The organism is Burkholderia sp. DN3021, from assembly GCF_049805555.1.
GTDB classification, from domain to species: Bacteria; Pseudomonadota; Gammaproteobacteria; order Burkholderiales; family Burkholderiaceae; genus Burkholderia; species Burkholderia pyrrocinia_C.
In genome coordinates this window covers 116,559-139,757 of sequence record NZ_JBNCAB010000002.1, presented here as the reverse complement: position 1 = coordinate 139,757, position 23,199 = coordinate 116,559, and the positions used below count along the sequence as shown (strand labels likewise).

At 67.3% G+C, this 23,199-nt stretch carries 22 protein-coding genes and 1 tRNA gene; 13 read left to right on the top strand and 10 right to left on the bottom strand.

Annotated features, from left to right (window positions below; all coding sequences use genetic code 11):
* Positions 1 to 6: 6 nt before the first annotated feature.
* The 4 genes from ACPUER_RS01825 to ACPUER_RS01810 all read right to left on the bottom strand — a co-directional run bounded on the left by ACPUER_RS01825 (position 7) and on the right by ACPUER_RS01810 (position 4,107).
* On the bottom strand, positions 7 to 852 hold the full coding sequence (locus ACPUER_RS01825; RefSeq protein ID WP_425130208.1) for an alpha/beta fold hydrolase: 846 nt from the start codon (positions 850 to 852) through the stop codon (positions 7 to 9).
* A 109-nt stretch (positions 853 to 961) separates the two neighbouring features.
* Complete coding sequence (locus ACPUER_RS01820; RefSeq protein WP_034182148.1) at positions 962 to 1,879, bottom strand: LysR family transcriptional regulator; 918 nt, start codon at positions 1,877 to 1,879, stop codon at positions 962 to 964.
* Between the two features lie 184 nt (positions 1,880 to 2,063).
* A complete protein-coding gene (locus ACPUER_RS01815) occupies positions 2,064 to 2,309 on the bottom strand; it encodes a DUF3717 domain-containing protein (RefSeq protein ID WP_034182147.1) in 246 nt (81 codons plus the stop codon).
* Positions 2,310 to 2,571: 262 nt separating this feature from the next.
* Positions 2,572 to 4,107: an amino acid permease gene (locus ACPUER_RS01810; RefSeq protein WP_425130207.1), complete on the bottom strand. Its 1,536-nt coding sequence runs from the start codon at positions 4,105 to 4,107 to the stop codon at positions 2,572 to 2,574.
* 587 nt (positions 4,108 to 4,694) lie between these two features.
* Between ACPUER_RS01810 and ACPUER_RS01805 the strand changes: the two genes are divergently transcribed.
* The 5 genes from ACPUER_RS01805 to ACPUER_RS01785 all read left to right on the top strand — a co-directional run bounded on the left by ACPUER_RS01805 (position 4,695) and on the right by ACPUER_RS01785 (position 10,251).
* Positions 4,695 to 6,242, top strand: coding sequence for a sensor domain-containing diguanylate cyclase (locus ACPUER_RS01805; protein ID WP_175960552.1), 1,548 nt, complete (start codon positions 4,695 to 4,697; stop codon positions 6,240 to 6,242).
* 165 nt (positions 6,243 to 6,407) lie between these two features.
* Positions 6,408 to 7,478 (top strand): FUSC family protein, encoded by a 1,071-nt coding sequence (locus ACPUER_RS01800; protein ID WP_175960553.1) that lies wholly within the window; start codon positions 6,408 to 6,410, stop codon positions 7,476 to 7,478.
* Between the two features lie 329 nt (positions 7,479 to 7,807).
* Positions 7,808 to 9,142 (top strand): argininosuccinate synthase, encoded by a 1,335-nt coding sequence (gene argG / locus ACPUER_RS01795; RefSeq protein WP_321802450.1) that lies wholly within the window; start codon positions 7,808 to 7,810, stop codon positions 9,140 to 9,142.
* 217 nt (positions 9,143 to 9,359) lie between these two features.
* Positions 9,360 to 9,857, top strand: a complete 498-nt coding sequence (locus ACPUER_RS01790) for a shikimate kinase (protein WP_425130206.1) — start codon at positions 9,360 to 9,362, stop codon at positions 9,855 to 9,857.
* Between the two features lie 97 nt (positions 9,858 to 9,954).
* Positions 9,955 to 10,251, top strand: a complete 297-nt coding sequence (locus ACPUER_RS01785; RefSeq protein ID WP_175960559.1) for a hypothetical protein — start codon at positions 9,955 to 9,957, stop codon at positions 10,249 to 10,251.
* A 91-nt stretch (positions 10,252 to 10,342) separates the two neighbouring features.
* Here the strand turns inward: ACPUER_RS01785 and ACPUER_RS01780 are convergent, their stop codons facing one another.
* Positions 10,343 to 11,653: an MFS transporter gene (locus ACPUER_RS01780; protein ID WP_425130205.1), complete on the bottom strand. Its 1,311-nt coding sequence runs from the start codon at positions 11,651 to 11,653 to the stop codon at positions 10,343 to 10,345.
* Positions 11,654 to 11,872: 219 nt separating this feature from the next.
* A complete protein-coding gene (locus tag ACPUER_RS01775) occupies positions 11,873 to 12,955 on the bottom strand; it encodes a tartrate dehydrogenase (RefSeq protein WP_425130204.1) in 1,083 nt (360 codons plus the stop codon).
* Between the two features lie 108 nt (positions 12,956 to 13,063).
* On the opposite strand from ACPUER_RS01775, the gene ACPUER_RS01770 reads away from it, so the two are divergent.
* The 3 genes from ACPUER_RS01770 to ACPUER_RS01760 all read left to right on the top strand — a co-directional run bounded on the left by ACPUER_RS01770 (position 13,064) and on the right by ACPUER_RS01760 (position 14,961).
* The gene (locus ACPUER_RS01770; RefSeq protein ID WP_175960566.1) at positions 13,064 to 14,023 is read left to right on the top strand and encodes a LysR substrate-binding domain-containing protein; all 960 of its coding nucleotides are present in this window, start codon (positions 13,064 to 13,066) and stop codon (positions 14,021 to 14,023) included.
* Positions 14,024 to 14,184: 161 nt separating this feature from the next.
* Positions 14,185 to 14,697: a helix-turn-helix domain-containing protein gene (locus ACPUER_RS01765; protein ID WP_072439119.1), complete on the top strand. Its 513-nt coding sequence runs from the start codon at positions 14,185 to 14,187 to the stop codon at positions 14,695 to 14,697.
* A 9-nt stretch (positions 14,698 to 14,706) separates the two neighbouring features.
* On the top strand, positions 14,707 to 14,961 hold the full coding sequence (locus tag ACPUER_RS01760; RefSeq protein ID WP_208457415.1) for a hypothetical protein: 255 nt from the start codon (positions 14,707 to 14,709) through the stop codon (positions 14,959 to 14,961).
* 11 nt (positions 14,962 to 14,972) lie between these two features.
* On the opposite strand, the gene ACPUER_RS01755 is transcribed toward ACPUER_RS01760, so the two are convergent.
* The 3 genes from ACPUER_RS01755 to ACPUER_RS01745 form a co-directional block, all read right to left on the bottom strand.
* Positions 14,973 to 15,965, bottom strand: coding sequence for a LysR family transcriptional regulator (locus tag ACPUER_RS01755; protein WP_175960570.1), 993 nt, complete (start codon positions 15,963 to 15,965; stop codon positions 14,973 to 14,975).
* A 95-nt stretch (positions 15,966 to 16,060) separates the two neighbouring features.
* Positions 16,061 to 16,480, bottom strand: a complete 420-nt coding sequence (locus tag ACPUER_RS01750; RefSeq protein WP_425130203.1) for an ATP--cob(I)alamin adenosyltransferase — start codon at positions 16,478 to 16,480, stop codon at positions 16,061 to 16,063.
* A gap of 112 nt (positions 16,481 to 16,592) precedes the next feature.
* Positions 16,593 to 17,393 (bottom strand): AraC family transcriptional regulator, encoded by an 801-nt coding sequence (locus ACPUER_RS01745; protein WP_425130202.1) that lies wholly within the window; start codon positions 17,391 to 17,393, stop codon positions 16,593 to 16,595.
* Between the two features lie 170 nt (positions 17,394 to 17,563).
* Between ACPUER_RS01745 and ACPUER_RS01740 the strand changes: the two genes are divergently transcribed.
* The 3 genes from ACPUER_RS01740 to ACPUER_RS01730 all read left to right on the top strand — a co-directional run bounded on the left by ACPUER_RS01740 (position 17,564) and on the right by ACPUER_RS01730 (position 19,645).
* A complete protein-coding gene (locus tag ACPUER_RS01740) occupies positions 17,564 to 18,190 on the top strand; it encodes a LysE family translocator (protein WP_425130201.1) in 627 nt (208 codons plus the stop codon).
* A 13-nt stretch (positions 18,191 to 18,203) separates the two neighbouring features.
* Positions 18,204 to 18,965: a class I SAM-dependent methyltransferase gene (locus ACPUER_RS01735; protein ID WP_425130200.1), complete on the top strand. Its 762-nt coding sequence runs from the start codon at positions 18,204 to 18,206 to the stop codon at positions 18,963 to 18,965.
* A gap of 98 nt (positions 18,966 to 19,063) precedes the next feature.
* Entirely contained in the window at positions 19,064 to 19,645 is a 582-nt protein-coding gene (locus ACPUER_RS01730) for a nuclear transport factor 2 family protein (protein WP_425130199.1), read from the top strand.
* Between the two features lie 61 nt (positions 19,646 to 19,706).
* Here ACPUER_RS01730 and rtcR read toward each other — a convergent pair whose 3' ends face one another.
* Entirely contained in the window at positions 19,707 to 21,326 is a 1,620-nt protein-coding gene (gene rtcR, locus ACPUER_RS01725; protein ID WP_425130198.1) for an RNA repair transcriptional activator RtcR, read from the bottom strand.
* Between the two features lie 337 nt (positions 21,327 to 21,663).
* Between rtcR and ACPUER_RS01720 the strand changes: the two genes are divergently transcribed.
* Together ACPUER_RS01720 and ACPUER_RS01715 are read left to right on the top strand one after the other, a co-directional pair.
* A tRNA-Phe gene (locus tag ACPUER_RS01720) sits at positions 21,664 to 21,736 on the top strand.
* A gap of 258 nt (positions 21,737 to 21,994) precedes the next feature.
* The gene (locus ACPUER_RS01715; RefSeq protein WP_425130197.1) at positions 21,995 to 23,134 is read left to right on the top strand and encodes a slipin family protein; all 1,140 of its coding nucleotides are present in this window, start codon (positions 21,995 to 21,997) and stop codon (positions 23,132 to 23,134) included.
* The last annotated feature ends 65 nt before the right edge of the window (positions 23,135 to 23,199 follow it).

Sequence of the window (23,199 nt, the reverse complement as noted above, 5' to 3'; positions counted from 1 at the left end):
GGGCGCTCAGGCGCCCGCGTCGCGCAGGAACGTCGCCACCGCGGCCAGCACGTCGTCCGTGCGCTCGCGGTGCGGCATGTGCCCGCATCCGGCGAGCAACAGAAACGACGACGGCCCCGCGACGCGCGCGGCGATCCGCTTCGGATGCACGTCGGAGCCGTATTCGTCGTCTTCGCCGTGAATCGCGAGCGTCGCGCATTGCACGCGCGGCAATTCGTCGTCGAGATTCCAGTCGCGAAACGCCGGCGACAGCCACGTATCGACCCACGCGCGCAGCACCCACTCGGCCTTGTCGCCGTGATAGCGCGCGAGCCGGTCGAGCTGGCCCGGTTCGTCGAACTGCAGCGCCGCGTCGCGAATGCCGGCCAGCGTGCGATCCTCGACGAACGCCTGCGCGGCAACCGTCACGAGCGCGCGGCAACGATCCGGATGCGCGGCCGCGCAGCCGACCGCCATCCCGCCGCCGACGCTGTGCCCGAACGCGACGAACGCATCGACACGCAGTTGCTCGAGCACGGCATCGAACGATCGATCGGCCTCGTCGCGCACGAATGTCGTGCCGAGCTGCCCCGGATGACGATCCGAGCGGCCGAAGCCGAGGCGGTCGTATGCGATCACGTCGCGTTGCGTGGCGTTCGCGAGGTGCGCGGGAAAGTCGCGCCACAGGTCGACACAGCCGAGCGAATCGTGCAGCAGCACGATGGGCGCGGCCGGCTTGGGTGCGACCGACTTAGGCGCGGCCGCCCCGGACGTGCCCGTCTCATCTTGCACCGGACGAGCGCGCCAGCGTTTCGCGAAAAGACGCCCTTGCGGCGTCTCGACGATTGTCTCCTCGATCAGGCTATCGGTCATGTGTCGGTCGTCTGCATAAAAGCGGCCGCACGTCGGCGGCCCCATCGGATCCCCGCATGTTGGCCTGCCCGCGCGCGCAGCGTCAAGCAAGCCCCCACCGCCCGCGCGCTCATTCGGGCTGCGGCGGCAGATACTCCATCTGCGCTTCGTCGTACAGCCGGTAGATCAGCGCCTGCATCGCGCGGATGTCCTCCGATTCGTCGAGCATCCGCATGCTCATGATGATCGGCGACACGAGGTTCGGATCGTCGAGCGGCTTGTAGCTGATGTCGTCGCGCTTCAGCCCGTACACGCTGTGCGGCACGACCGACACGCCCTCGCCCATCGCGACGAGGCCGAGCGCGATCTGCAGTTCGCGCGTCTCGTAGATCCGCCGCGGCTGCAACGCGCGATCGTGAAAGGCCGCGAGCACCTGGTCCGCATAGCTCGGCCGCGGCGCCTTCGGGAAGATGATCAGCGTGTCGTTCACGAGATCGTGCAGCGACAGCACGGGCTTCGCACTGTCGAGCGGATGGCCGACCGGCAGCGCGACGATCATCCGCTCTTCGCGCAGCACGACGCGCCGCACGCTCGGATCTTCATGGCGGATGCGCCCGAACCCGACGTCGATGCGCCCTTCCTTCAGCGCCTTGATCTGGTCCATCGTCGACATCTCGTGCAGGCTCAGCTCGACGGCCGGATACTCGCTGCGAAAGCGCCGGATGATCTTCGGCAGCATCCCGTACAGCGTCGAGCCGACGAACCCAACCGACATGCTGCGCTCGATCTTGCCGACCCGCTTCGTCATCGATTCGAGCTCGGCCGTCTGCGCGAGCAGTTGCACCGCGTGCGAATAGAAGAAGCGCCCCGCGTCGGTCAGCTTCAGCGGCCGTGCATTGCGCTCGAACAGCGGCACGCCGAGCGCCTCCTCGAGCTGCTGGATCTGCCGGCTCAGCGGCGGCTGCGCGATATGCAGCCGTTCCGCCGCACGCGTGAAATTCCGCTCCTCGGCAACCGCGACGAAGTAGCGGAGGTGTCTCAACTCCATTTTCGATGCCTCCCGGACAGCGCCCCGACGTCAAACCACGGTCGGACGATGTCGTCACGATACCGCAGGCGGCGCAAACCTCCACGCACACGGCCACGCGCCGCCCAAAGCAAAACGGGAAGCCTGAAGGCTTCCCGTTTCCCGATCGACGCCGGCCGTGTCGCGGCAGCGTCGCGACCGCCCGTCACACCTCGGTCGCGTAGAGCGCGTCGCGCTGCTCGTTGCTCAGCGAGTCGAGCGGCACGTCCGGCAGCCGATAGCAGATCATCGTGCCGTACAGCTCGGCGAGACAATTGCTGCCGGCGTCGAGCGCGTAGCCGTCCTCGCCGTCCGGTGCCGGCGGGTACACTTCGCGCCACGCGTTGATCGCGGCTTCGATTCGCACGATGGAAACGGGTCCGGCCTTCCGCTCGGCGGGTGATGCGCTCATGGATTCCTCTGGGTTGCGCGCTCCGCGGGCCGTGCCGGCCCGGATGGAACGATGAAAACGCCGGGCGCCGCCGGCCGCCGCGCGCCATGCGCGCCGGATGCCGATCCGCGCTGCGCGTGTCGCGCCGGCCGGGCCGTGGCCCGGTAGGGTCGGGCAATATAACCGGCTTTGACCCCGTGCAGGCAAAAGCCGGGCAAAAAAAACGGGAAGCGCGAGGCTTCCCGTTTCATCGCATGTCGCGCGGCCGCCTGCCGCGCCCGCGTCAGCCCGCGGTTTCGCGATTCGCCACCGGCTGCGGCTGCGCGCCACGGCTCGCGGCGACCCACGGCGCGATCTCCATGTCTTCGTAGCGCACGAAGCGGCTCTTGTTCAGGAGCCGGAAGCCGAGCCACACGACGACGAACAGCGGAATGCCGACATAGGTTGCGGTCACGCCGGCCCAGTCGATCTTGTTCGCGAGGAACGCCTGATAGTCCTGCCCGAGCGCGATCACGAGGCACAGCACGAACGCGAACAGCGGGCCGAACGGGAACCACTTCGACTGGTACGGCAGCTGGTCGAGCGCATAACCCTGCTTCACGTAGCCCTTGCGGAACCGGTAGTGGCTGACCGCGATGCCGAGCCATGCGATGAAGCCCGTCATCCCCGACGTGTTCAGCAGCCACAGGTACACGGTCTTGTCGCCGTACAGCGACGTGAAGAAGCACAGCGCGCCGACGGCCGTCGTCGCATACAGCGCATTGCGCGGCACGCCGCCCGGCGACAGCTTCGCGAACACCTTCGGCGCGCGGCCTTCGGTCGCGAGGTTGTAGAGCATCCGCGTCGACGCGTACATGCCCGAGTTGCCGGCCGACAGCACGGCCGTCAGGATCACCGCGTTCATCACGCCGGCCGCGAACGCGAGGCCCGCATGGCGGAACACGAGCGTAAACGGGCTCACGCCGATGTCGGTCACGTCCGTCTTCAGCAGGTTCGGGTCGGTGTACGGAATCAGCACGCCGATCACGAAGATCGCGAACACGTAGAACAGCAGGATGCGCCAGAAGATCTGCTTCACCGCGCGCGGAATCGTCGTGCGCGGGTGCTCCGATTCGCCGGCCGCGACGCCGATCAGCTCGGTGCCCTGGAACGAGAAGCCCGCGATCATCGCGACGCCCATCAGCGCCGGCAGGCCGCCCGCGAACGGCGCGTCGCCGATCGTCAGGTTGCCCCAGCCGTTGCTCGGCGCGCCTTTCAGAATGCCGAAGATCATCAGCAGGCCGACGCCGATGAACGCGACCACGGTGACGACCTTGATCAGCGCGAACCAGTATTCGGCTTCGCCGAAACCGCGCACGGTGAGCGCGTTGAGCAGGAACATCACGGCGAGGAAGGCCGCGCTCCACCACACGCCCGGCACGTCCGGAAACCAGTAGTGCATCACGAGCTGCGCGGCGACGAGCTCCACCGCGATCGTCACGGCCCAGTTGTACCAGTAGTTCCAGCCGAGCGCGAAGCCGAAGCCTTCGTCCACGTATTTCGCGCCGTAGGTCGCGAACGAACCCGACACGGGCATGAACGCGGCCATTTCGCCGAGGCTCGTCATCAGGAAATAGACCATCAGGCCGATCAGCATGTACGCGACCATCGCGCCGCCGGGGCCGGCCTGCGAGATCGACGCGCCGGACGCGACGAACAGGCCCGTGCCGATCGAGCCGCCGATGGCGATCATCGTCAGGTGGCGCGCCTTCAGCGCGCGATGAAGCTTGGGTGGGTTCGCGGACGAACCGGGTTGGTCGGATTTCGGAATTGCGGACATAAACGAGACGAACGTTGAGCGGGCCGGCATCCGTAGCCGGCGCATGCGGAATCGGAGCGCGGTACGCGTCCTGCGATGCATTCGATGCGGCCCCGATACGCGTTGCGCGGCGGGCGCCTGCGGCGAAGCGCGGATTCTACCTGATTCGCCATGGAGGGAGCTCAGGCGCACATGCCCGCCGCGGCCGCAGAGATTTCGCAGAATCAAGGAGTTGGCTGCATCGGCGCAACCGCAGCCGCCTGCCGGCGCAAAAACCATGGATATGCCGGGGTTATTCGGCTTTTCATTCCGCCCGGTAAGCGGGTAATCCTGTCTCGATCCGCCAAATACCGCGCCGATACGAAAAATCGACCGGTCATCGCACCATTAATCAGACAAAACGACCGATACTGACAATTGATTCAAATCAAATCGCCCGCGCGCAATGCGGTAATGATGCGGAACCGTTTCGAATCGCCGTTTCCGCATGCATGTTTTGCATGCGCACGCGAATTGCAGGATTTCGCGAGATAATGCGGGTTAATTCGAAATAATCAGCGCGCGGAACCGTCGACAACACGAGTATCCGCCGCCCGCCGCCCCCGAGGATGAAGTCACTCCCGCTGCCCGCCACGCTGCGCCGCCATACCGCGTCGATCGTGGCACGCATTCTGTCGCCCCGCGGCGTGCTCGTCGCTGGCATCGTCCTGCTGATGTTCAGTTGGGGACTTTCGACGTCGCTTTTAATCGAGGCGCGACGCGACGCGTATGAGCACGCGGTCGAAAATGCACGCAACCTGATGCTGCTGATCGAACGCGATATCGCGCGCAATATCGAACTCTACGATTTGTCGCTGCAAAACGTCGTCGACGGCGTGGCCGATCCGGAACTGATGACATTGCCGCCGCGCCAGCGCCACCGGCTGCTGTTCGACCGCGCCGCCACCGGCGCGTATCTCGGGTCGCTTTTCGTGATGGATGCGCACGGCAATATCGTGATCGATTCGAGCGCGTCGCCCGCGCGGCAAGGCAACTATGCGGACCGCGACTATTTCACCGTGCACCGCAACGGGCTCGCGCAGGGCCTCTACATCAGCCGGCCCTACGCGTCCCGGCTGCGCGGCGGCGCACTGACGATCGCGCTCAGCCGCCGGATCACGCTGTCCGACGGCACGTTCGGCGGCGTGGTCGTCGGCACGCTCAGCATCGACTACTTTCGCGCGCTGCTCGACGGCCTCGCGGTCGGCAAGCACGGCAGCGCGGCAATCGCCGAGCTCAACGGCATACTCGTGAGCCGCCTGCCTTACGACGCGCGCGTGGTCGGCCTCGACCTGCACGATTCGCCGCTGTTCATCGAGGCGCTGCGCCGCCGCGAAGGCGTGCTGGCGGGCATCGGCAGCATCGACGGCGTGCGGCGCATCTATGTTTACAAGCATCTGCCCGGCCTGCCGCTGATCGTCGACGTCGCGCCGGCCGAGCTCGATGTCTACGCGCCGTGGCACCACCGCGCGATCTGGACCGTCGTACTGATGTTCCTGTTCACCGGGTTCATCGCGTGGGGCTCGCTGGCGCTGTCGCGCGAACTGAAGCGCCGGCAGATCGCCGAATCGAAGCTGTACCGGCTCGCGCACACCGATTCGCTGACGGGCCTCGACAACCGCGGCACGTTCGACACGGTGCTCGCGAAAGAAGCGCAGCGTGCGTCGCGCAGCGGCCGCCCGCTGTCCGTGCTGTTCGTCGACGTCGATCACTTCAAGGCGTTCAACGACTATTACGGCCACCCGGCCGGCGACGACGTGCTGCGCCGCGTCGCGCAATCCGCGTCGCGCTGCCTGCGCCGCGACGGCGACCACGTCGCGCGCTACGGCGGCGAGGAATTCGTCGTCACGCTGCCCGACACCGACGCGCATGGCGCGGCAACCGTCGCCGAAGGCATCCGGCGTGCGATCGCGGAGCTCGGCATAGAACACGTGAAGAGCCCGTACGGGCGCGTCACCGCGAGCATCGGCACGGCGACCGCCGCCGACGGCCGCGCGAACGCCGCAACGCTGCTGCGGCGCGCCGACGAGGCGCTGTACCGCGCGAAGTCCGGCGGACGCAACCGCGTGTCGGACGCGCAGCCGAGCGCGGCCGACGCATGGCGTGACATGGCGTGACATGGCGTGACGTGTCGTCGTGGCGCGATGCGGCAGCCGGCCACGCCGGACAGCCGCGCCGTGGACAGCCCGCGCGCGTTCGGCTAGCGTTACGTCTGCTGCGCATGCGGCGCGGCGCCGGCCCGCGCAAGCCGCCGTGCGCGTTCCGGCCACCTCAGCTCCGTCATGACCGCCTCGCTCCCTACCCGGCTGCCGCCACTCCTGCGCCACGCGCTCCGTCCGCTGCTCGATCCGTACCGTCGCTACCGGCACGCGAAGCTGATCCATGCGGCGCGCGTCGCGCTCGCGATTCTCGTGTCGATCGGCCTGTCCACCGGCCTGCGCGTGCCGCACGGAGAGTGGTCGACGATCACCGTGCTGATCGTCGTCGGCGGGCTGCAGCATCACGGCAACATCCGCAAGAAGGCGGCCGAGCGCGCGCTCGGCACGTCGATCGGCGCGCTCGCGGGGCTCGGGCTGATCCTGCTGTATTCCACCGCGCACGCACCGATCGCGATCTACCTGCTGATGGCGCTCGCGTGCGGCATCTGCGCGTATCACGCGATCGGCAAGGCCGGCTATATCGCGCTGCTGTCGGCGATCACGATGGTGATCGTCGCCGGGCACGGCGACAACGAGATCGTCGACGGCCTGTGGCGCGCGGTGAACGTGCTGATCGGCATCGCGATCGCGCTGGCGTTCTCGTTCGCGCTGCCGCTCTATGCAACCTACTCGTGGCGCTACAAGCTCGCCGACGCGCTGCGCGCGTGCGCGGCCGTGCATGCGCGGCTCGCCGGCGACCGCCACGTGAGCGACGACGCCCACCTGAAGGAAATGGCCGCGCTGAGCGCGCTGCTCGTGCAGCTGCGTTCGCTGATGCCGTCGGTGTCGAAGGAATGCGAGACGTCGATGACGCAGCTCGAGGCGATCCAGCGCAGCCTGCGCCTGTGCATCGGTTATCTGGAGATCCTGTCGAGCGCGGTGCCGGCCCGCGACGACGTGGCGGCCCGCGAATACATGCGCGTCGAGATGAAGGCCGTGAACCGGCGCATCCGCGACACGCTGGTCGGCGCGAGCCGCGCGCTCAAGTTCGGCAAGCCGAGCCGGCTCGCGCCGCGCCGCCGGCCGGCCGCCCCGCCGCACGACGCACCGCCGCCGCAGTTGTCCGGCTACGTGTCGATCACGGCGAAGCTGGCCGGCGAAGTCGATCAGTTGCGCGAGAAGCTGCTCGATACTGCACAGTCGTGGAATATCTGAGGTTCGCGGGATTCCGCGCTTCACCCGCCTGCCTTTCATATTCCTTTCGGATTGGCGGACCGCTATCCTGACGGCGACGAGTACGCCGTTCGACCGATCCGACCCCGGAAGCACCGCCCGCGACGGCGCACGTCCGAGCCCGTTTCGGCCGCCGATCGGCGCCGATTCGCGCCGCGTTCTCCGCCTGGTTAACCGCCCGCCGGGCCCGCCGCGACAGGCCGGACGACGTATCCGCGCGAAAATCAGCCCTTGCCCCAACTTCCCGGACAGCCGATACTCGCATATTCCGCGAAATACGATCCCACCGGACCCAATCCACGGTAATTCCTATGAGCACGATTCTCGAAAGCCTCCCGACCGGCCAGAAGGTCGGTATCGCCTTCTCCGGCGGCCTGGACACCAGCGCCGCGCTGCACTGGATGAAACTGAAGGGCGCCGTCCCGTACGCATACACGGCGAACCTCGGCCAGCCCGACGAAGACGATTACGACGCGATCCCGAAGCGTGCGATCGAATACGGCGCAGCCGGCGCCCGCCTGATCGACTGCCGCGCGCAGCTCGTCGCCGAAGGCATCGCGGCGCTGCAAAGCGGCGCGTTCCACATCACGACGGCCGGCGTCACGTACTTCAACACGACGCCGATCGGCCGCGCCGTGACGGGCACGATGCTCGTCGCCGCGATGAAGGAAGACGGCGTCAACATCTGGGGCGACGGCAGCACGTACAAGGGCAACGACATCGAGCGCTTCTACCGCTACGGCCTGCTCGTGAACCCGGACCTGAAGATCTACAAGCCGTGGCTCGACCAGACGTTCATCGACGAGCTCGGCGGCCGCGCCGAAATGTCCGAATTCATGAACCAGGCCGGTTTCGCGTACAAGATGTCGGCCGAGAAGGCCTATTCGACCGATTCGAACCTGCTCGGCGCGACGCACGAGGCGAAGGATCTCGAAAGCCTCGAAAGCGGCATCAAGATCGTGAACCCGATCATGGGCGTCGCGTTCTGGCGCGACGACGTGAAGATCGCCGCCGAGGAAGTGACGGTGCGCTTCGAAGCCGGCCAGCCGGTCGCGCTGAACGGCGTCGAGTTCAAGGATCAGGTCGAGCTGCTGCTCGAAGCGAACCGCATCGGCGGCCGCCACGGCCTCGGCATGAGCGACCAGATCGAGAACCGGATCATCGAGGCGAAGAGCCGCGGCATCTATGAAGCCCCGGGCCTCGCGCTGCTGTACATCGCGTACGAGCGTCTCGTCACCGGCATCCACAACGAAGACACGATCGAGCAGTACCGCGAGAACGGCCGCCGTCTCGGCCGCCTGTTGTACCAGGGCCGCTGGTTCGATCCGCAGGCGATCATGCTGCGCGAAACGGCCCAGCGCTGGGTCGCGCGCGCGATTACCGGCGAAGTGAAGATCGAACTGCGCCGCGGCAACGACTACTCGATCCTGAGCACGAAGTCGCCGAACCTCACGTACCAGCCGGAACGCCTGTCGATGGAGAAAGTGGCATCGACGTTCTCGCCGCGCGACCGGATCGGCCAGCTGACGATGCGCAACCTCGACATCACCGATACGCGCGACAAGCTGCGCGTGTATTCGCAAGTCGGGCTGCTGACGCCGGGTGAATCGTCGGCGTTGCCGCAGATCAAGGGCGACGACAAGTAAGTCGCTTCGTTCGACGCCGTGCCGCATCGCTGAATGCGGCACGGCCGGGCAGGCTGCGTGTACCGATCATCACGCACGCAGCCTGCTTCTCCTTCCGCCGCTCCCCGCTTTTTCGCTTTCCCTCCGCAATCGCACGACGCTGCGCCTCGCGCAAACGGCACTGCAACGCCGCACCGCTCATGGCAAGCTGCGAGTCGTTCGACTTCCGCCTTTCCTTATGACTACCCTTACCGTCATTCACCTGAACGGCCCGATCAACAGCGGCAAGACGACGATCGGCAGCGCACTCGCACGCACGCTGCCCGATGCGCGCTTCATCGACGGCGACGATCACGATGCGCCCGACGACGCACCGTTCGACGTGCAGTGGGCGATCGCGCTGGAGCGTCTCGTCACGCAAATCACGCAGGCGCGCGAGCGCCATCTGGTGATCGCCTATCCGATCGGCGACGCGGAATTCGAACGGCTGCGCGCGGCTTGCGATGCGCGCGATGCGCGGTTGTTCGTCGTGACGCTCGCGCCGCCCGAAGCGGTCGCGGCTTCGAATCGCGGCACGCGCGCACTGACGGATTGGGAGCGGCAGCGTATCGCCGAGATGTATCGGGAAGGGTATGCGGCGCGCGCGTTCAGCGATTGCGTGATCGATACGTCGAAGGCATCGGCCGATGCGTGTGCGACGGAGATCGCTCGCCGTGCGGCGCTTCCCGCACATTGACGCGGCCGCTTCGATCGCGCACCGTCGCGAAGAACCTCACCGCAGTCCCGTGTATCCTCTGGACTTTTCGCCAACCGGGAACGACACCCGAGACAACATGACGACACGATGCGGCTCTATCCTCGCGTGGATCGCGGTCATTGAAATCATCGCGATGGTGATGTGCTACGGCTATGCCAGCTCGATGGCCGATCCCTATGCGGGCGTCGGCGTTCTCGGCTTCGGCCTGCGGAGCATGGCCACCATCTCCGTCCTGGCGCTTGCCGTCGGTATCGTTTGTCTCGCGGCCGACGCGTCGAAAGCGGACCAACCTCCGCGAGCGTCATTCCGTGTTGCGCTCCCGCTGCACCTTCTGCTCTGCATCCCGGGCCTGTGGTTCTGGTTCAATGCGTAAGCAATACCCCGGCCGGGGAATCCGCGCGCGCTCACCGTCGTGACCGCACGGCGTGCGCGTCCGGATGCATGATCGCGGGCGCGCGCCGCCTTCAATGATGCTGCTGCGCCCCCGCCACGACTTGCTCCCGCGCCCCCTTGCGGCTCAGCATCAGCGTGACGACTGCCGACACCGCAAGCGTACCGGCCACCACGTAGAGCCCCGCCGCATACCCGCCCGTCGCGTGCTTGAGCCAGCCGATCGCAAACGGCCCGACGAACCCGCCGAGGTTGCCGATCGAGTTGATCATCGCGATCCCCGCAGCCGCGCCCGCGCCCGACAGGAACGCGCTCGGCATCGCCCACAGCGGCGCCTTCGCGGCACTGATCCCGATGTTGACGACGACCAGCGCGAGCACGGTCAGGAGCGCGGTGCTCGCCTGCCCCGCGAACACGAAGCCGATGCACGCGAGCACACACGGAATCACCACGTGCCACGTGCGCTCGCCGGTGCGATCCGAATGCCGCGCCCAGACGATCATCGCGACGACGGCGGCGATGCTGGGGATGCCGGTCAGCAGGCCCGTCTGCAGCGCGGTGAAGCCGAACTGCTTGACCATCAGCGGCGCCCACAGCCCGAGCGTATAGAGCCCCGCCGACGTGCCGAAGTAGATCAGCGCGAGCGCCAGCACGCGCGGATCGCGTAGCGCCTGCCACGCGCCGGCCGTATGCCCGGCATGCGTGTGGCGCACGTCCGCTTCGGCCTTCAGCTTCGCGATCAGCCAGTCGCGCTCGTCCGGCCGCAGCCATGCGGCCTTCGACGGCGAATCGGTCAGGCACTTCAGCACGACGAAGCCGAGCGCGACCGCCGGCAGCGCTTCGACGATGTACAGCATCTGCCAGTCGGCGAGCCCGAACATCGGCGGCATCTGCATGATCGCGCCCGACAGCGGCGAGCCGATCGCGGTCGAGATCGGCGCGGCCGCCATGAACCACGCGGCGGCCACCGCGCGCTGCTTCGCGGGGAACCACAGGCTGAGATACAGGATGATGCCGGGGAAGAACCCGGCTTCGGCCACGCCGAGCAGGAAGCGCAGCACGTAGAAGCTCGTCGGCCCGGCCGCGAACGCGGACACGGCCGACACGAGGCCCCACGTGATCATCACGCGCGCGATCCAGATGCGCGCGCCGACGCGGTGAAGGATCAGGTTGGACGGCACTTCGAACAGGAAGTAGCCGATGAAGAACAGGCCGCCGCCGAACCCGAACGCGGTCGGCGACAGGCCGATCGCCTTGTTCATCGTCATCGCGGCAAAGCCGACGTTGACGCGATCGAGAAAGCTGACGAAGTAAAGCAGCATCACGAACGGAATGATGCGCCACATCAGTTTCCGCGCGACGCGGGTTTCCAGATCCGTTTGCATGTGTCTCCTCCTTCGAGGTCGAGCCGTGCTCTGTCCGTGAATACTCGCCGGCGCCGCGACGAAGTGCGCGGGTCGGCGCCCGGCTCGCGTCGGACGCGCGAGTCGCGGGCATAAAAAACCGGTGGGACGACGAACGGGTGGCGGCCGGCTACCGGTTGCCGGTTGCGCATGCGCGCCGCCGCTACGTTGCGGCGCGCATGCACAGCGCCGCGTCGATCGTCAGGCCGCGACCGCCGCGTTCGCGACGCGCTCGCACACGGCCGCCGTCACCTGCGCGGTCGTCGCGCTGCCGCCGAGGTCGCGCGTATGCAGCGACGGGTCGGCCGTCACGGCCTCGATCGCCTGCATCACGCGCGCGGCGGCTTCCGTTTCGCCGAGATGCTCGAGCAGCATCACGACCGACCAGAACGTGCCGACCGGATTCGCGAGCCCCTGCCCCATGATGTCGAACGCGGAGCCGTGGATCGGCTCGAACATCGACGGATAACGACGCTCAGGATCGATGTTGCCGGTCGGCGCGATGCCGAGGCTGCCGGCGAGCGCGGCGGCGAGATCGCTGAGGATGTCCGCGTGCAGGTTGGTCGCGACGATCGTGTCGAGCGACGCCGGCCGGTTGACCATGCGCGCGGTCGCCGCGTCGACGAGCTCCTTGTCCCACGTGACGTCGGGGAATTCCTGCGCGATCTGCTTCGCGATCTCGTCCCACATCACCATTGCGTGCCGCTGCGCGTTGCTCTTCGTGATCACGGTCAGCAGCTTGCGCGGACGCGACTGCGCGAGCCGGAACGCGAAGCGCATGATGCGTTCGACGCCGGCGCGCGTGAGGATCGACACGTCGGTCGCGGCTTCGATCGGATGGCCCTGGTGCACGCGGCCTCCGACGCCCGCGTATTCGCCCTCGGAGTTCTCGCGGACGATGACCCAGTTCAGGTCGTCCGGCCCGCAGCGCTTCAGCGGCGCGTCGATGCCGGGCAGGATGCGCGTCGGGCGCACGTTCGCATACTGGTCGAAGCCCTGGCAGATCTTCAGGCGCAGCCCCCACAGCGTCACGTGATCGGGCACGTCGGGGTCGCCCGCCGAGCCGAACAGGATCGCGTCCTTGCCGCGCAGCGCGTCGAGGCCATCGGCCGGCATCATCGCGCCGTGCTGGCGGTAGTAATCGGCACCCCAGTCGAAATCCTCGAACTCGAACGCGAAACGATCGCAGCCGTGGGCCAGCGCTTCCAGCACCTGCTTGCCGGCCGGCACCACTTCCTTGCCGATGCCGTCGCCGGGAATCGTTGCGATACGGTAGGTCTTCATGCGGACATCCTCGATTGATCGTGAGCGTGAACGCACTTTACCGAACCAGGAGTGCAGGAACCGGCGCTAGAATCAAAGCATCTTTAACTTCAATTCACGAATCCCATCATGGCGGATACCGTTCAGCCGGCCGATCTCGGCTTCTTCTCGACGCTGGCCGCGTCGGGCAGCCTGAGCGCGGCCGCGCGCGAACTCGGGCTGACCGCGGCGGCCGTCAGCAAGCGGCTCACGCAGATGGAGCGGCGCGCGGGCGTGACGCTCGTCAACCGCACGACGCGGCGGATGATGCTGACGCCCGAAGGCGACGTGTATCTCGACTACGCGCGCCGGATCCTCGACCAGATGGACGAACTCGGCGAGCTGCTCGGCAGCGCGAAGCAGCGCCCGAAGGGGCTGCTGCGCGTGAACGCGACGCTCGGTTTCGGGCGCAGCCACGTCGGGCCCGCGATCTCGCGCTTCGTCGCGCGCTATCCGGAGGTGTCGGTGCAGCTGCAGTTGTCGGTGATGCCGCCGCCGCTGACCGACGACGCGTTCGACGTGTGCATCCGCTTCGGCGAGCCGCCCGACACGCGCGTCGTCGCGCGGCGGCTCGCGCCGAACCGCCGGCTGCTGTGCGCGGCGCCCGCGTATCTCGCGCGGCACGGCACGCCCGGCACGCCGCACGACCTGACGCGGCACAACTGCATCGGCATCCGGCAGGGCGACGAAGGTTACGGGATCTGGCGCCTGACGAGCGGGCGCGGCGCGGCACGCCAGACGGAAGCCGTGCGGATCAACGGCAACCTGACGACGAACGACGGCGAGATCGCCGTGAAGTGGGCGCTCGACGGGCACGGAATCCTGATGCGCGCCGAATGGGACCTCCGCGACTATCTCGCCGACGGCCGCCTCGTGGTCGTGCTGCCCGACCACGAAACACCGGGCGCCGATATCTATGCGGTGTACGCGCAACGTCACCAGATGTCCGCGCGGATTCGCGCGTTCGTCGATTTTCTGGCGGACGAGTTGGGGGCGGTTGAGGACGGTGTAGGAATCGGAATGGGGCGCACGACCGCTCCGCGCGCATGAAGTGGATGCCAGAAAACCAATTATTTTGGCGAATTCATCCGCTAATCGCCAAAATATTTACATTCCCACATATCGACCAAGCCTCAAAGCCGCCCGCGCGCCGAATTGATTGTGCTAATATTCTGGCATCTTCGTTAGCAAAACATTGAAATATTAGCCTTATGGCACAAAAGACGGCTCCGCTCCTGCCAGTATCGAACCAACTGCTCGCCGAATTCGGCGAGCGGCTGAAGCTTGCGCGCCTGCGCCGGAAGCTGACGGCCAAGCAGGTTGCGGAACGCGCCGGCATGTCGCCGATGACGCTTCGTTCGCTGGAAGCCGGCGGGTCGGGCGTCACCATCGGCGCCTATCTGTCCGTCATGCAGGTGCTGGGGCTCCAGCACGATCTGGAAAAGCTGGCCGCCACGGACGAATTCGGCCGCCAGCTTCAGGACGCCCGTCTCGTCAAACCACGATCCGCCCGACGAACCGCGCCGTCTCTTTCCTCCGCCACGTCGCCCACGCCCGATCGGCGCATGCGCGCAAGCGCTCCCTCCGCCACGAAAGCGGCCGAAGCAGGCACGGCGGCATCCGAAACCACCGAACCCGGCGATACCCGCGGCACGACGGCAGCCGATCTTGTCGCATTGCTGAAGCCGGCACGAAAACGGCATGGGGAGCATCGCGGGAAATGACGACGATCGGTGTCTACGCAGATTGGGACGGTTTGCCTGAACCGCGAAAGCTCGGACTCCTGCACAGCCGCAAGAGCAGACAACACACTCGACCTCGCCCGCGAGGTGTGCGAATACTTTCGGCTCAAGCTGCAGGACGCCGACGAGATCATCGACGACTTCCGCGGCGTCGTCAGCCAATGGAGAACGCTAGCGACGCGACTCGCACTTCCCGCCCGGGAGCAGGAGCGCATGGCCGGCGCGTTCCATCTCGCGAACGATTGATCGCCCTTCGTTCACGCCATCGCCACCTGACTACCCTCGCGATCGTTCATCTCGACGGCTTCCGGCACCGGCTGTCGCGCCATGGCCCCCGCGACAACCACGCCTTCCCGGTCCTGCGCAAACCGCTCGGCGATCCAGTCGACGAACGCACGCACGCCGGGCGACACATGCGGGCGCTTCACGTAGACGGCCGACACGGCGACCGCATCGGGCCGCCATTGCGGCAGCACTTCCCGCAAGCGCCCCGCGTCAATGAGCGGCTGCGCGACGACACGCGGCGGCTGGGTCAGCCCAAGGCCGGCCACGCCGCACGCGAGATACGCGTGCTCGTCGTCCACGCTGACGATGGCGTCAAGCCGGACCTTGCGTACCGCGCCATCCACCGTGAAATCGAGTTCGGCCGTGCGCTGGCCGGAAACGGACGCCACGCCGACCGCGCGATGCGCGGCGAGATCGTCGAGTGTGCGCGGGACGCCGTGGCGGTCGAGATAGGCAGGGCTCGCGCACGTCACGCGCTCGAGCATGCCGAGCCGGCGCGCGACGAGCGACGAATCGGGTAGCGCGCCAAGCCGGATGCTGCAGTCGACCGCGTCGCCGACCATGTCGGCCGCGCGCCCGGACACGCCGAGCATCAGCACGAGATCGGGATGCCGCGCATGAAATTCGCCGAGCGCCGGCAGCACGATCGCGCCCGCCACCGATCCCGGCAATTCGACGCGCAGCGGCCCGCTCGGATGCAGCGCGGCGCCGCGGATGCTGGCCTCGAGCTCGTCGACGTCCGCCGTGATGCGCAGGCAGCGCCGGTAATACGCGTCGCCTTCGGGCGTCGCCCGCAGCGCGCGCGTCGTGCGCACCAGCAGCGGCATGCCGAGCGCCGCTTCGAGCTCCTGCACGGTCCGCGTCGCGGTCGCGCGCGAAATGCCGAGCGCCTGCGCCGCGCGCGTAAAGCTGTTCATTTCGACGATGCGCGTGAAGATGCGCATCGCGCGGATCGGATTGTCCACCGGACACCCCTGCGTGGTTGCAGCATGCCGCGGCACGCATTCGTGCGCCGTGCATGCATGTCGAGGAAAGCCGCGCCGCCGGCGCAGCAGCCGGTTCAGCCGTTCGCCGCCGTAGCGCCGCGCGCCGGTACGTCGAGCAGCCGTTGCGCCAGCGCAAGTGCGTCGTCGCGGGTCGCCGCCGCGTTCAGCGGATAGCCCCAGACTTTCTCGAACGCGCCCGAGAATGCGTCGAGCGCCGCACGCCGCAGCGCGTCGGGCTCGATCGCGATCATCGCGGGGATCCATTCGCGCGACTGCGCGCGGTTGGCCTTGCTCCACTTCGCGAGTTGCTTGCGCAGTTCGTGATCGCCGGCGCCGCGATCGTCGCCGGACGGCGCGTCGTCGGTCAGGAAAACGAAGCGTTCGCGGCGCGCCAGCAACGCGTCGAGTTCGGCGAGCAGGTGGGCGGGGTCGGTGTGCGTCGAGCCGCTGTAACGCAACCAGACAAACGGGAATTCAGTCGTGACGATCTGCATGTCGGCCTCCAGATGAGAACGATTCTCATTTTATGGGTCGAGGCCGACCGCGTCATTTTTCATCCCGGCCAACTGCTTTCTCATTTCAGCCAAACGTGCGCACGGCGGCCGTTCAGCGTTGCCGGTCGGTCAGGAATTGCGTCGGCGACTTGCCCGTCGCCTTGCGGAACATCGTCACGAAGCTGCTCGCGCTCTCGTAGCCGAGATCGATCGCGATCTGGTGCACGCGGCGGCCGGTCGTCATCATCCGCAGCGACAGCGCGACGTGCAGCCGCCGGCGCCAGTCGCCGAGGCTCATCCCGAGCTCCTTCGTCGCGAGCCGTGTCAGGCTGCGCTCGCTGATGCCTGCACACCGCGCGAGTTCGGGCAGCGACGACTTGTCGGCCGGATCGTCGAGCAGATGGTCGATCAGCTTGCGCAGCCGGCGGTCGGCCGGCATCGGCAGGTACAGGTCCTCGACCGGCGCCGCGACGAGTTCGTCGAGCAGCGTCGCCATCAGCCGCCCTTGCGGACCGTCGACGTCGTACAGGTTCGGGAAGCTCGCCGCCTTCAGCAGCAGTTCACGCAGCAGCGGCGACATCGACAGCGTGCAGCAGTGCGCGGGCAAATCCAGCGCGGCATCGGGTTCGACCAGCACCGCATAGAAGGTCGCGCCGGCCGAACCGCGCGCCGCATGCGGGACGTCGCCCGGAATCCACACGGTGCATTGCGGCGGTGCGCTCCACACGCCGCCGTCGATCTCGCAATAGATGACGCCGCTCAGCGTGTAGAGCAACTGCGCCTGGCGATGACTGTGCCGCTCCAGCCGCCACTCGGGCTCGACGACCGAGCCGCCGAACACGACGAGCGGACGCGGCACGTGGTAGACGTCGGCGTCCGCGGCGGGATCGGTGGTCGGTGGAAGCTTGCGCATGAAACGGTAGGCGGTGGAGGAAGCGGACGCCGTGCCCGCGCGTCGTTTCGTGCTTATACCAGAAAGGCAGCGGCGCAGCCGGGCGGTTCGCGGGATGCGTCGGCAGACGCGCGCCGAACCGAATACAATGCGCCGATCCCCCGCCACCGTGCCAACCTGCCGGAGCCGCCATGTTCGACCTGACCACGCTGACCACCTTCACGGCCGTCGTTCTGGGCCTGTTCCTGATCCCCGGCCCCGCCGTGCTGCTCGTGCTGAGCCGCACCGTGCAGGGTGGCCGCAGGACCGGCATCCTGACCGGCCTCGGCGTCGCGAGCGGCGACTTCGTGCATACGCTGTTCGCGGCGGTCGGGCTGTCCGCGCTGCTGATGACGTCGGCGCTCGCATTCAACGTCGTGAAGCTGGTCGGCGCCGCATACCTGATCTATCTCGGCGTGCGCGCGCTGCTCGACAAACCGTCCGATCCGTCGCTGCCGACGGTGTCGCCCGTCACGCCGCTCAACGCGTACCTGCAGGCGATTCCCGCCGAAGTGCTGAATCCGAAGACCGCGCTGTTCTTCCTCGCGTTCATGCCGCAGTTCGTGCATCCGGAACGCGGCTCGACGTTCGTGCAGTTCGCGGTGCTCGGGCTGATCTTCGTCGTCCTCAGCTCGCTCTATACGTCGCTGATCGCATGCTCGATCCGCCCGCTCGGCCGCATCGTGAAGCGGCTCACGTGGCTCACGCGCTGGCAGGGGAAGATCATCGGCTCGATCTTCATCGCGCTCGGGCTGCGTGTGGCCGTGCAGCAGCGCTGATGCACGCGGCCGCATGACGTCCCGCGCGGCGCCCGCCGGCGAAGCCCTCTACACCGACCCGCGCCTCGTCGCGGTCTACGACCTGTTCAACGCGGGCGATCGCGACTTCGCGTTCTACGCATCCGTGATCGGCGCCGCGCGGCAACGCATCCTCGATCTCGGCTGCGGCACCGGCACGTTCGCGCGCCGGCTCGCGGCGACCGGGCACGACGTCGTTGCGATCGATCCCGCGCCGGCGATGGTCGATTACGCACGACGCCAGCCGGGCGCCGACGCGATACGCTGGATCGCCTGCGATCTGGTCGGCCTGCCGCCCGGCGCGTCGTTCGATGTCGTCGTAATGACCGGGCATGCATTCCAGTGCCTGCTGACCGACGACGACATCGACGCAACGTTGCGCGGCGTGCGACGCGTGCTCGCTGACGGCGGCCGTTTCCTGTTCGACACCCGCAACCCGTGCGTCGAGCCGTGGCGCGCCTGGACGCCGGAGCATTCGACATGCAGCGTCGAATCGCGCGAATCAGGTGGCGTCGATCTCCATCATGCGGTGCGCGCGGTAGACGGCGCGATCGTGACGTTCGACACGTACTACCGTTTCCGTCGCGACGACATGTTGCTGAAGAACACGAGCCGGCTGCGCTTCATCGCACAGCCCGAATTGCAGGCGCGCGTCGCTGCGGCCGGATTCGCGTCGGCCGACTGGTGCGGCGACTGGCAACGCGCACCGTTCGACGACGCAACCAGCGCGGAAATCATCGCGATCTGCCGCGCGTGAGTGCGCGTTCGATTACGTCAGCCCGCAACCGGCAGCGTGGCCACCGCTTACGCATGCCGGAGCGTGCGGCCCGATAACCCGATACTGGAGGCTCGACCATGCCCTTCCCGCTTCATCCCGCGCAGGTTCGCGCGCTGCTCGAATGCTATCTGCGCGCGAAGGACCTGAACCGGCCCGCGCTGATCGCCGACTGCTTCGCGGCCGATGCCGAGCTGAGCTTTTCGCTCGCGAACGACGACATCGATTTTCCGCCGCGCGTGACGGGCACGGCGGCCATTGCGCGCACGCTGGTCGAGGAATTCGGCGAGCGGTTCGAGCGGTGCCGGACCTATTACGTCTGCACGGAACCGGCCGTCGACGAACACGGCGAAAGCGGAATGCCGTGGCTCGTCGTGATGCGGCAGAAGGACAACGGTGCGCTACGGATCGGGCACGGCACGTATCGCTGGCAGTTCGCGTGCGATGGCCAAGGCGTTGCGCGGGTTGCCGCGCTGCACATTCATATCGCGCGGATGGATACGATCGACGACCCGCAGTCGGTGAAACTCGATGCGCTGCACGCGGCGTTCGGGTATCCGTGGCTGCCGGTGCAGGCGTTCGCGCGCGGGCTGGCGGATGTTGCCGCGGCGCAGCCGGAATGGGCGTTCCTCGCGCCGTTCCGGGAGGCGGCAGCGGCGTGACCGAACCCGCCCGCGTGCTTGCGGGGCCGTTCGGCTCCGCGCGGCATCCGCGCCGCCGCGCTCACCGCGCCACGTCGAGCGCCAGCCGCACCCCCTCCCAATCCAACCCGAAGCGCGCGAGATACTTGCGCAGCCGATCCGCATCGTTCGGCTGCTTCTTGCTCTGCCGCGACACCGCGAACAGCGTGCGTCCGGCTTCCGACAGGCTCGCCGACACGCGGCACACGTCGAGCACGCGTTCGAGCTGCGCGCGGTCGAACAGGTCGAGTTCCGCCGCACGCGCACCGAACACCGCATCGACCCACGTATCGGACGCGCCCGCGCCGCCCGGCGACGACCACGTGCGCGCCAGCCGCTCAACCTCCTGCTCGGCAAGTTCCTCGGTGATCCGTCCCGCATCGGCCAGCGTCGCCATCCGCGTGACCGACGCCGACAACTCGCGGAAGTTACCGGCCCACGCCGCGCGCGGCGACGCGGCGAACGCGAGATAACGCCGCTTCGCCTCGACGTTGAACCGCACCTGCTCGCCCTGCTCGCGGCCGAAACGGTCGAGCTCGAATTCGAGGTTCGGCTCGATGTCCTCGCGACGCTCGGCGAGCCCCGGCAGTTCGTACGTCCACAGATTGATCCGCGCATAGAGATCCTCACGGAACGTGCCGGCCGCCACCATCAGCCGCAGGTCGCGGTGCGTGCCCGCGATCAGCTCGAAATCGCTGGCCACCTCGACGTCCGCGCCAACCGGCAGGAAGCGCTTTTCCTCGATCGCCTTCAGCAGCATCGCCTGTTCGTCGAGCCCGAGTTCGCCGATCTCGTCGAGAAACAGCAGGCCGCCATCCGCCGCGCGCAGCAGCCCCGCGCGTGCCGACTGCGCGCCCGTGAACGCGCCCTTCACGTGGCCGAACAGTGTCGACATCGCCGCGTCGCCGCGCAGCGTCGCGCAGTTGATCTCGATGAACGGCCCCGCGAGCCGATGGCGGCCGCGCTTCAGCTCGTACACGCGCTTGGCAAGAAACGACTTGCCGGCGCCCGTCGGCCCGACGAGCAGCATCGGCGCGCGCGAGCGCACGGCCACACGCTCCAGTTGCTCGATCAACGCATTGAAGCGCGCGTTGCGCGTCGCGATGCCGGCCTTCAGGAACGACACCGTTTCGTCGCGTTCGCGCGTGAAGCGCTGCGCGATCCGGTTGTAGCGCGACAGGTCGAGATCGATCACCGACACCGTGCCCGGCCCGCTCGGCCCTTCGTCGGTCCGCTGCGGCGGCCCCGTCTGCACGAGGCGCGCGGGCAGGTAGCGCGCTTCCGCCAGCAGGAACCAGCAGATCTGAGCGACGTGCGTGCCGGTCGTGATGTGGATCAGGTAATCCTCGTGTTCGAGGTCGAACGGATAGGCGCGCGCGTAGTCGTGCAGCGTCGCATAAACCTCCTCGAAATCCCACGGGTCGTGGATCATGAGCGGCGTGAGCCGCACGTCGGTGCGCGGCGACAGGTGCGCGAGATCGTCCCGCACCTGGTTGGCGAGGCGCGTATAGCTCGGCGGATGCAGCAACTCGAGCCGGTCGATCGGCAGGTCGGGCTGCTCGCACAACGAGATCGTCGGCCGCCATTTGCGGTAGCGGCGCGGCGCGCGGCCGCCCTGGTCGAGCACGGTGCCGAGAAAGCCGATTGCGACTGTCTTTCGCATGTTTATCTCATCGGATAAGAAGCGATCCGATTGTATCGGATTTTCTTGATTCTTCCGTGGAGGCAAGACCGGCGCGAATCAAGACGACCCAATAAATTCCCCTTTACTTTCAATGATCTAGAATTTTCTTCGAGCACCAAAGCCCCCCACTGGCACGCTCCTCGCTAAATAGGAAGCGCCGGATGTCCCGCTGGCCCGCGAGCCAGGGTTCACAAAGCCCTGCTGGTGCGCCGCCGCCGAACCTCGTTCGTCGCGGCAGCGCATGCCGCCATGGACAGACGAAGGCAAAGGGGCGCGCACTGGAGCCTCGCCTGGGTTCGAATCCCGGGGCGCCCACCGTTCGGTAGCTCATTCGGGTAGAGCAGCCGGCGAAAGCCGGTGTGTAGCGGGTTCGAATCCCGCTCGAACACTGTCCGCAACGACAGTCTCTTGATGGAAGCAGTACCCGCCGGTGCGGGCCGCGAGGCCCGCCGCGCGTCGGACCGGTCATGGTTCCGCGCGATCGGCCAGGCGGCCGGACGGCCCGCGCGAACGCGCACGACGACGCGATGCAGGATGCGTCGCCGTGCCGCGCCCGCGCCGGCCCCCGTGCCGCCCGCCCGATTGCGTCGCACCGCGATCCGCACGATGCGCGTCACCCGGCGGTCATTGAAGAAAAGGACAAGAATATGTGGAAGCGTCATGTAGTGAAAAAGAACGAACGCGCGCTGCTGATGAGCGAGGGCGATTTCGTGAAGGTGCTGGAACCGGGCGTGTTCAAGGCCTTCGATCCGTTCAATCGCCTGTCGGTGCAGACCGCGCGTCTCGACACGCCGCTCGCCGACCAGGCGCTGGCCGACTACTTGCGTCACGACGCGCAGGACGTGCTCGCGCACTATTTCGTCGCGATGGATCTGGCCGACGACGAAGCGGGCCTGCGCTATGAAGACGACGTGCTCGTCGAGATCCTGGCGCCAGGCACGCGCCGGCTGTACTGGCGCGGCCTGATCGCGCATCGTCTCGAACGCGTCGATCTCGCGCAGCACAGCATGCTGCCGGCCGCGCTCGTGAAGCGCATCGCGCAACCGGCGCTGCGTGCGCGCGGCGTGGCGGGCCTGACGGGCGTGCTGCTGGCGCAGGTGCCGGCGTATCACGTCGGCGTGCTGAAGATCGACGGCAAGATCGAGCGGCTGCTGGAAGCAGGTGTATCGGCGTTCTGGCGCTTCAACCGCGACGTCGCGGTCGAACTCGTCGACCTGCGCGTGCAGGCGCTCGAAGTCGGCGGACAGGAAATCCTGACGCGCGACAAGGTCGCGCTGCGGCTGAACCTGTCGGCGACGTGGTGCTATGCGGACGTGCTGCATGCGTTCGGCCAGTTGCAGAAGCCGGTCGAGCACCTGTATCGCGAGCTGCAGTTCGCACTGCGTGCGGCCGTCGGTACGCGCTCGCTCGACGAGCTGCTGGAAGACAAGCAGTCAATCGACGAGGTCGTGATCGCACAGGTGCGTGCGCGCCTCGAAAACTCGGGCGTGGACGTGCGCAGCGTCGGCGTGAAGGATATCGTGCTGCCGGGCGACATGAAGACGATCCTCGCGCAGGTGGTCGAAGCCGAAAAAGCCGCGCAGGCGAACGTGATTCGCCGCCGCGAGGAAACGGCGGCGACGCGTTCGCTGCTGAACACCGCGAAGGTGATGGAAGAAAACCCGACCGCGCTGCGGCTCAAGGAGCTGGAAACGCTCGAGCGCGTCGCGGAACGGATCGACCGCATCTCGGTGTTCGGCGGTCTCGACCAGGTGCTGAACGGACTCGTCAGCATCAAGGGCGCTTAGGGTATGAAACGGCGCGGTGCATGTGCGCATGTGTACCGCGCCGGGCAAATGAATGAATGGTGAAG

Excerpts from the sequence above, each read along its gene's own strand:
- ACPUER_RS01730 (WP_425130199.1), top strand. The coding sequence starts at position 19,064 with ATGCCCTTCCCGCTTCATCCCGCGCAGGTTCGCGCGCTGCTCGAATGC.
- argG (WP_321802450.1), top strand. The coding sequence starts at position 7,808 with ATGAGCACGATTCTCGAAAGCCTCCCGACCGGCCAGAAGGTCGGTATC.
- ACPUER_RS01820 (WP_034182148.1), bottom strand. The coding sequence starts at position 1,879 with ATGGAGTTGAGACACCTCCGCTACTTCGTCGCGGTTGCCGAGGAGCGG.
- ACPUER_RS01745 (WP_425130202.1), bottom strand. The coding sequence starts at position 17,393 with ATGCGCAAGCTTCCACCGACCACCGATCCCGCCGCGGACGCCGACGTC.
- ACPUER_RS01800 (WP_175960553.1), top strand. The coding sequence starts at position 6,408 with ATGACCGCCTCGCTCCCTACCCGGCTGCCGCCACTCCTGCGCCACGCG.
- ACPUER_RS01735 (WP_425130200.1), top strand. The coding sequence starts at position 18,204 with ATGACGTCCCGCGCGGCGCCCGCCGGCGAAGCCCTCTACACCGACCCG.
- ACPUER_RS01750 (WP_425130203.1), bottom strand. The coding sequence starts at position 16,480 with ATGCAGATCGTCACGACTGAATTCCCGTTTGTCTGGTTGCGTTACAGC.
- ACPUER_RS01810 (WP_425130207.1), bottom strand. The coding sequence starts at position 4,107 with ATGTCCGCAATTCCGAAATCCGACCAACCCGGTTCGTCCGCGAACCCA.
- ACPUER_RS01815 (WP_034182147.1), bottom strand. The coding sequence starts at position 2,309 with ATGAGCGCATCACCCGCCGAGCGGAAGGCCGGACCCGTTTCCATCGTG.
- ACPUER_RS01790 (WP_425130206.1), top strand. The coding sequence starts at position 9,360 with ATGACTACCCTTACCGTCATTCACCTGAACGGCCCGATCAACAGCGGC.
- ACPUER_RS01825 (WP_425130208.1), bottom strand. The coding sequence starts at position 852 with ATGACCGATAGCCTGATCGAGGAGACAATCGTCGAGACGCCGCAAGGG.
- ACPUER_RS01775 (WP_425130204.1), bottom strand. The coding sequence starts at position 12,955 with ATGAAGACCTACCGTATCGCAACGATTCCCGGCGACGGCATCGGCAAG.
- ACPUER_RS01780 (WP_425130205.1), bottom strand. The coding sequence starts at position 11,653 with ATGCAAACGGATCTGGAAACCCGCGTCGCGCGGAAACTGATGTGGCGC.
- ACPUER_RS01805 (WP_175960552.1), top strand. The coding sequence starts at position 4,695 with ATGAAGTCACTCCCGCTGCCCGCCACGCTGCGCCGCCATACCGCGTCG.
- ACPUER_RS01785 (WP_175960559.1), top strand. The coding sequence starts at position 9,955 with ATGACGACACGATGCGGCTCTATCCTCGCGTGGATCGCGGTCATTGAA.
- ACPUER_RS01740 (WP_425130201.1), top strand. The coding sequence starts at position 17,564 with ATGTTCGACCTGACCACGCTGACCACCTTCACGGCCGTCGTTCTGGGC.
- ACPUER_RS01770 (WP_175960566.1), top strand. The coding sequence starts at position 13,064 with ATGGCGGATACCGTTCAGCCGGCCGATCTCGGCTTCTTCTCGACGCTG.
- ACPUER_RS01765 (WP_072439119.1), top strand. The coding sequence starts at position 14,185 with ATGGCACAAAAGACGGCTCCGCTCCTGCCAGTATCGAACCAACTGCTC.
- rtcR (WP_425130198.1), bottom strand. The coding sequence starts at position 21,326 with ATGCGAAAGACAGTCGCAATCGGCTTTCTCGGCACCGTGCTCGACCAG.
- ACPUER_RS01715 (WP_425130197.1), top strand. The coding sequence starts at position 21,995 with ATGTGGAAGCGTCATGTAGTGAAAAAGAACGAACGCGCGCTGCTGATG.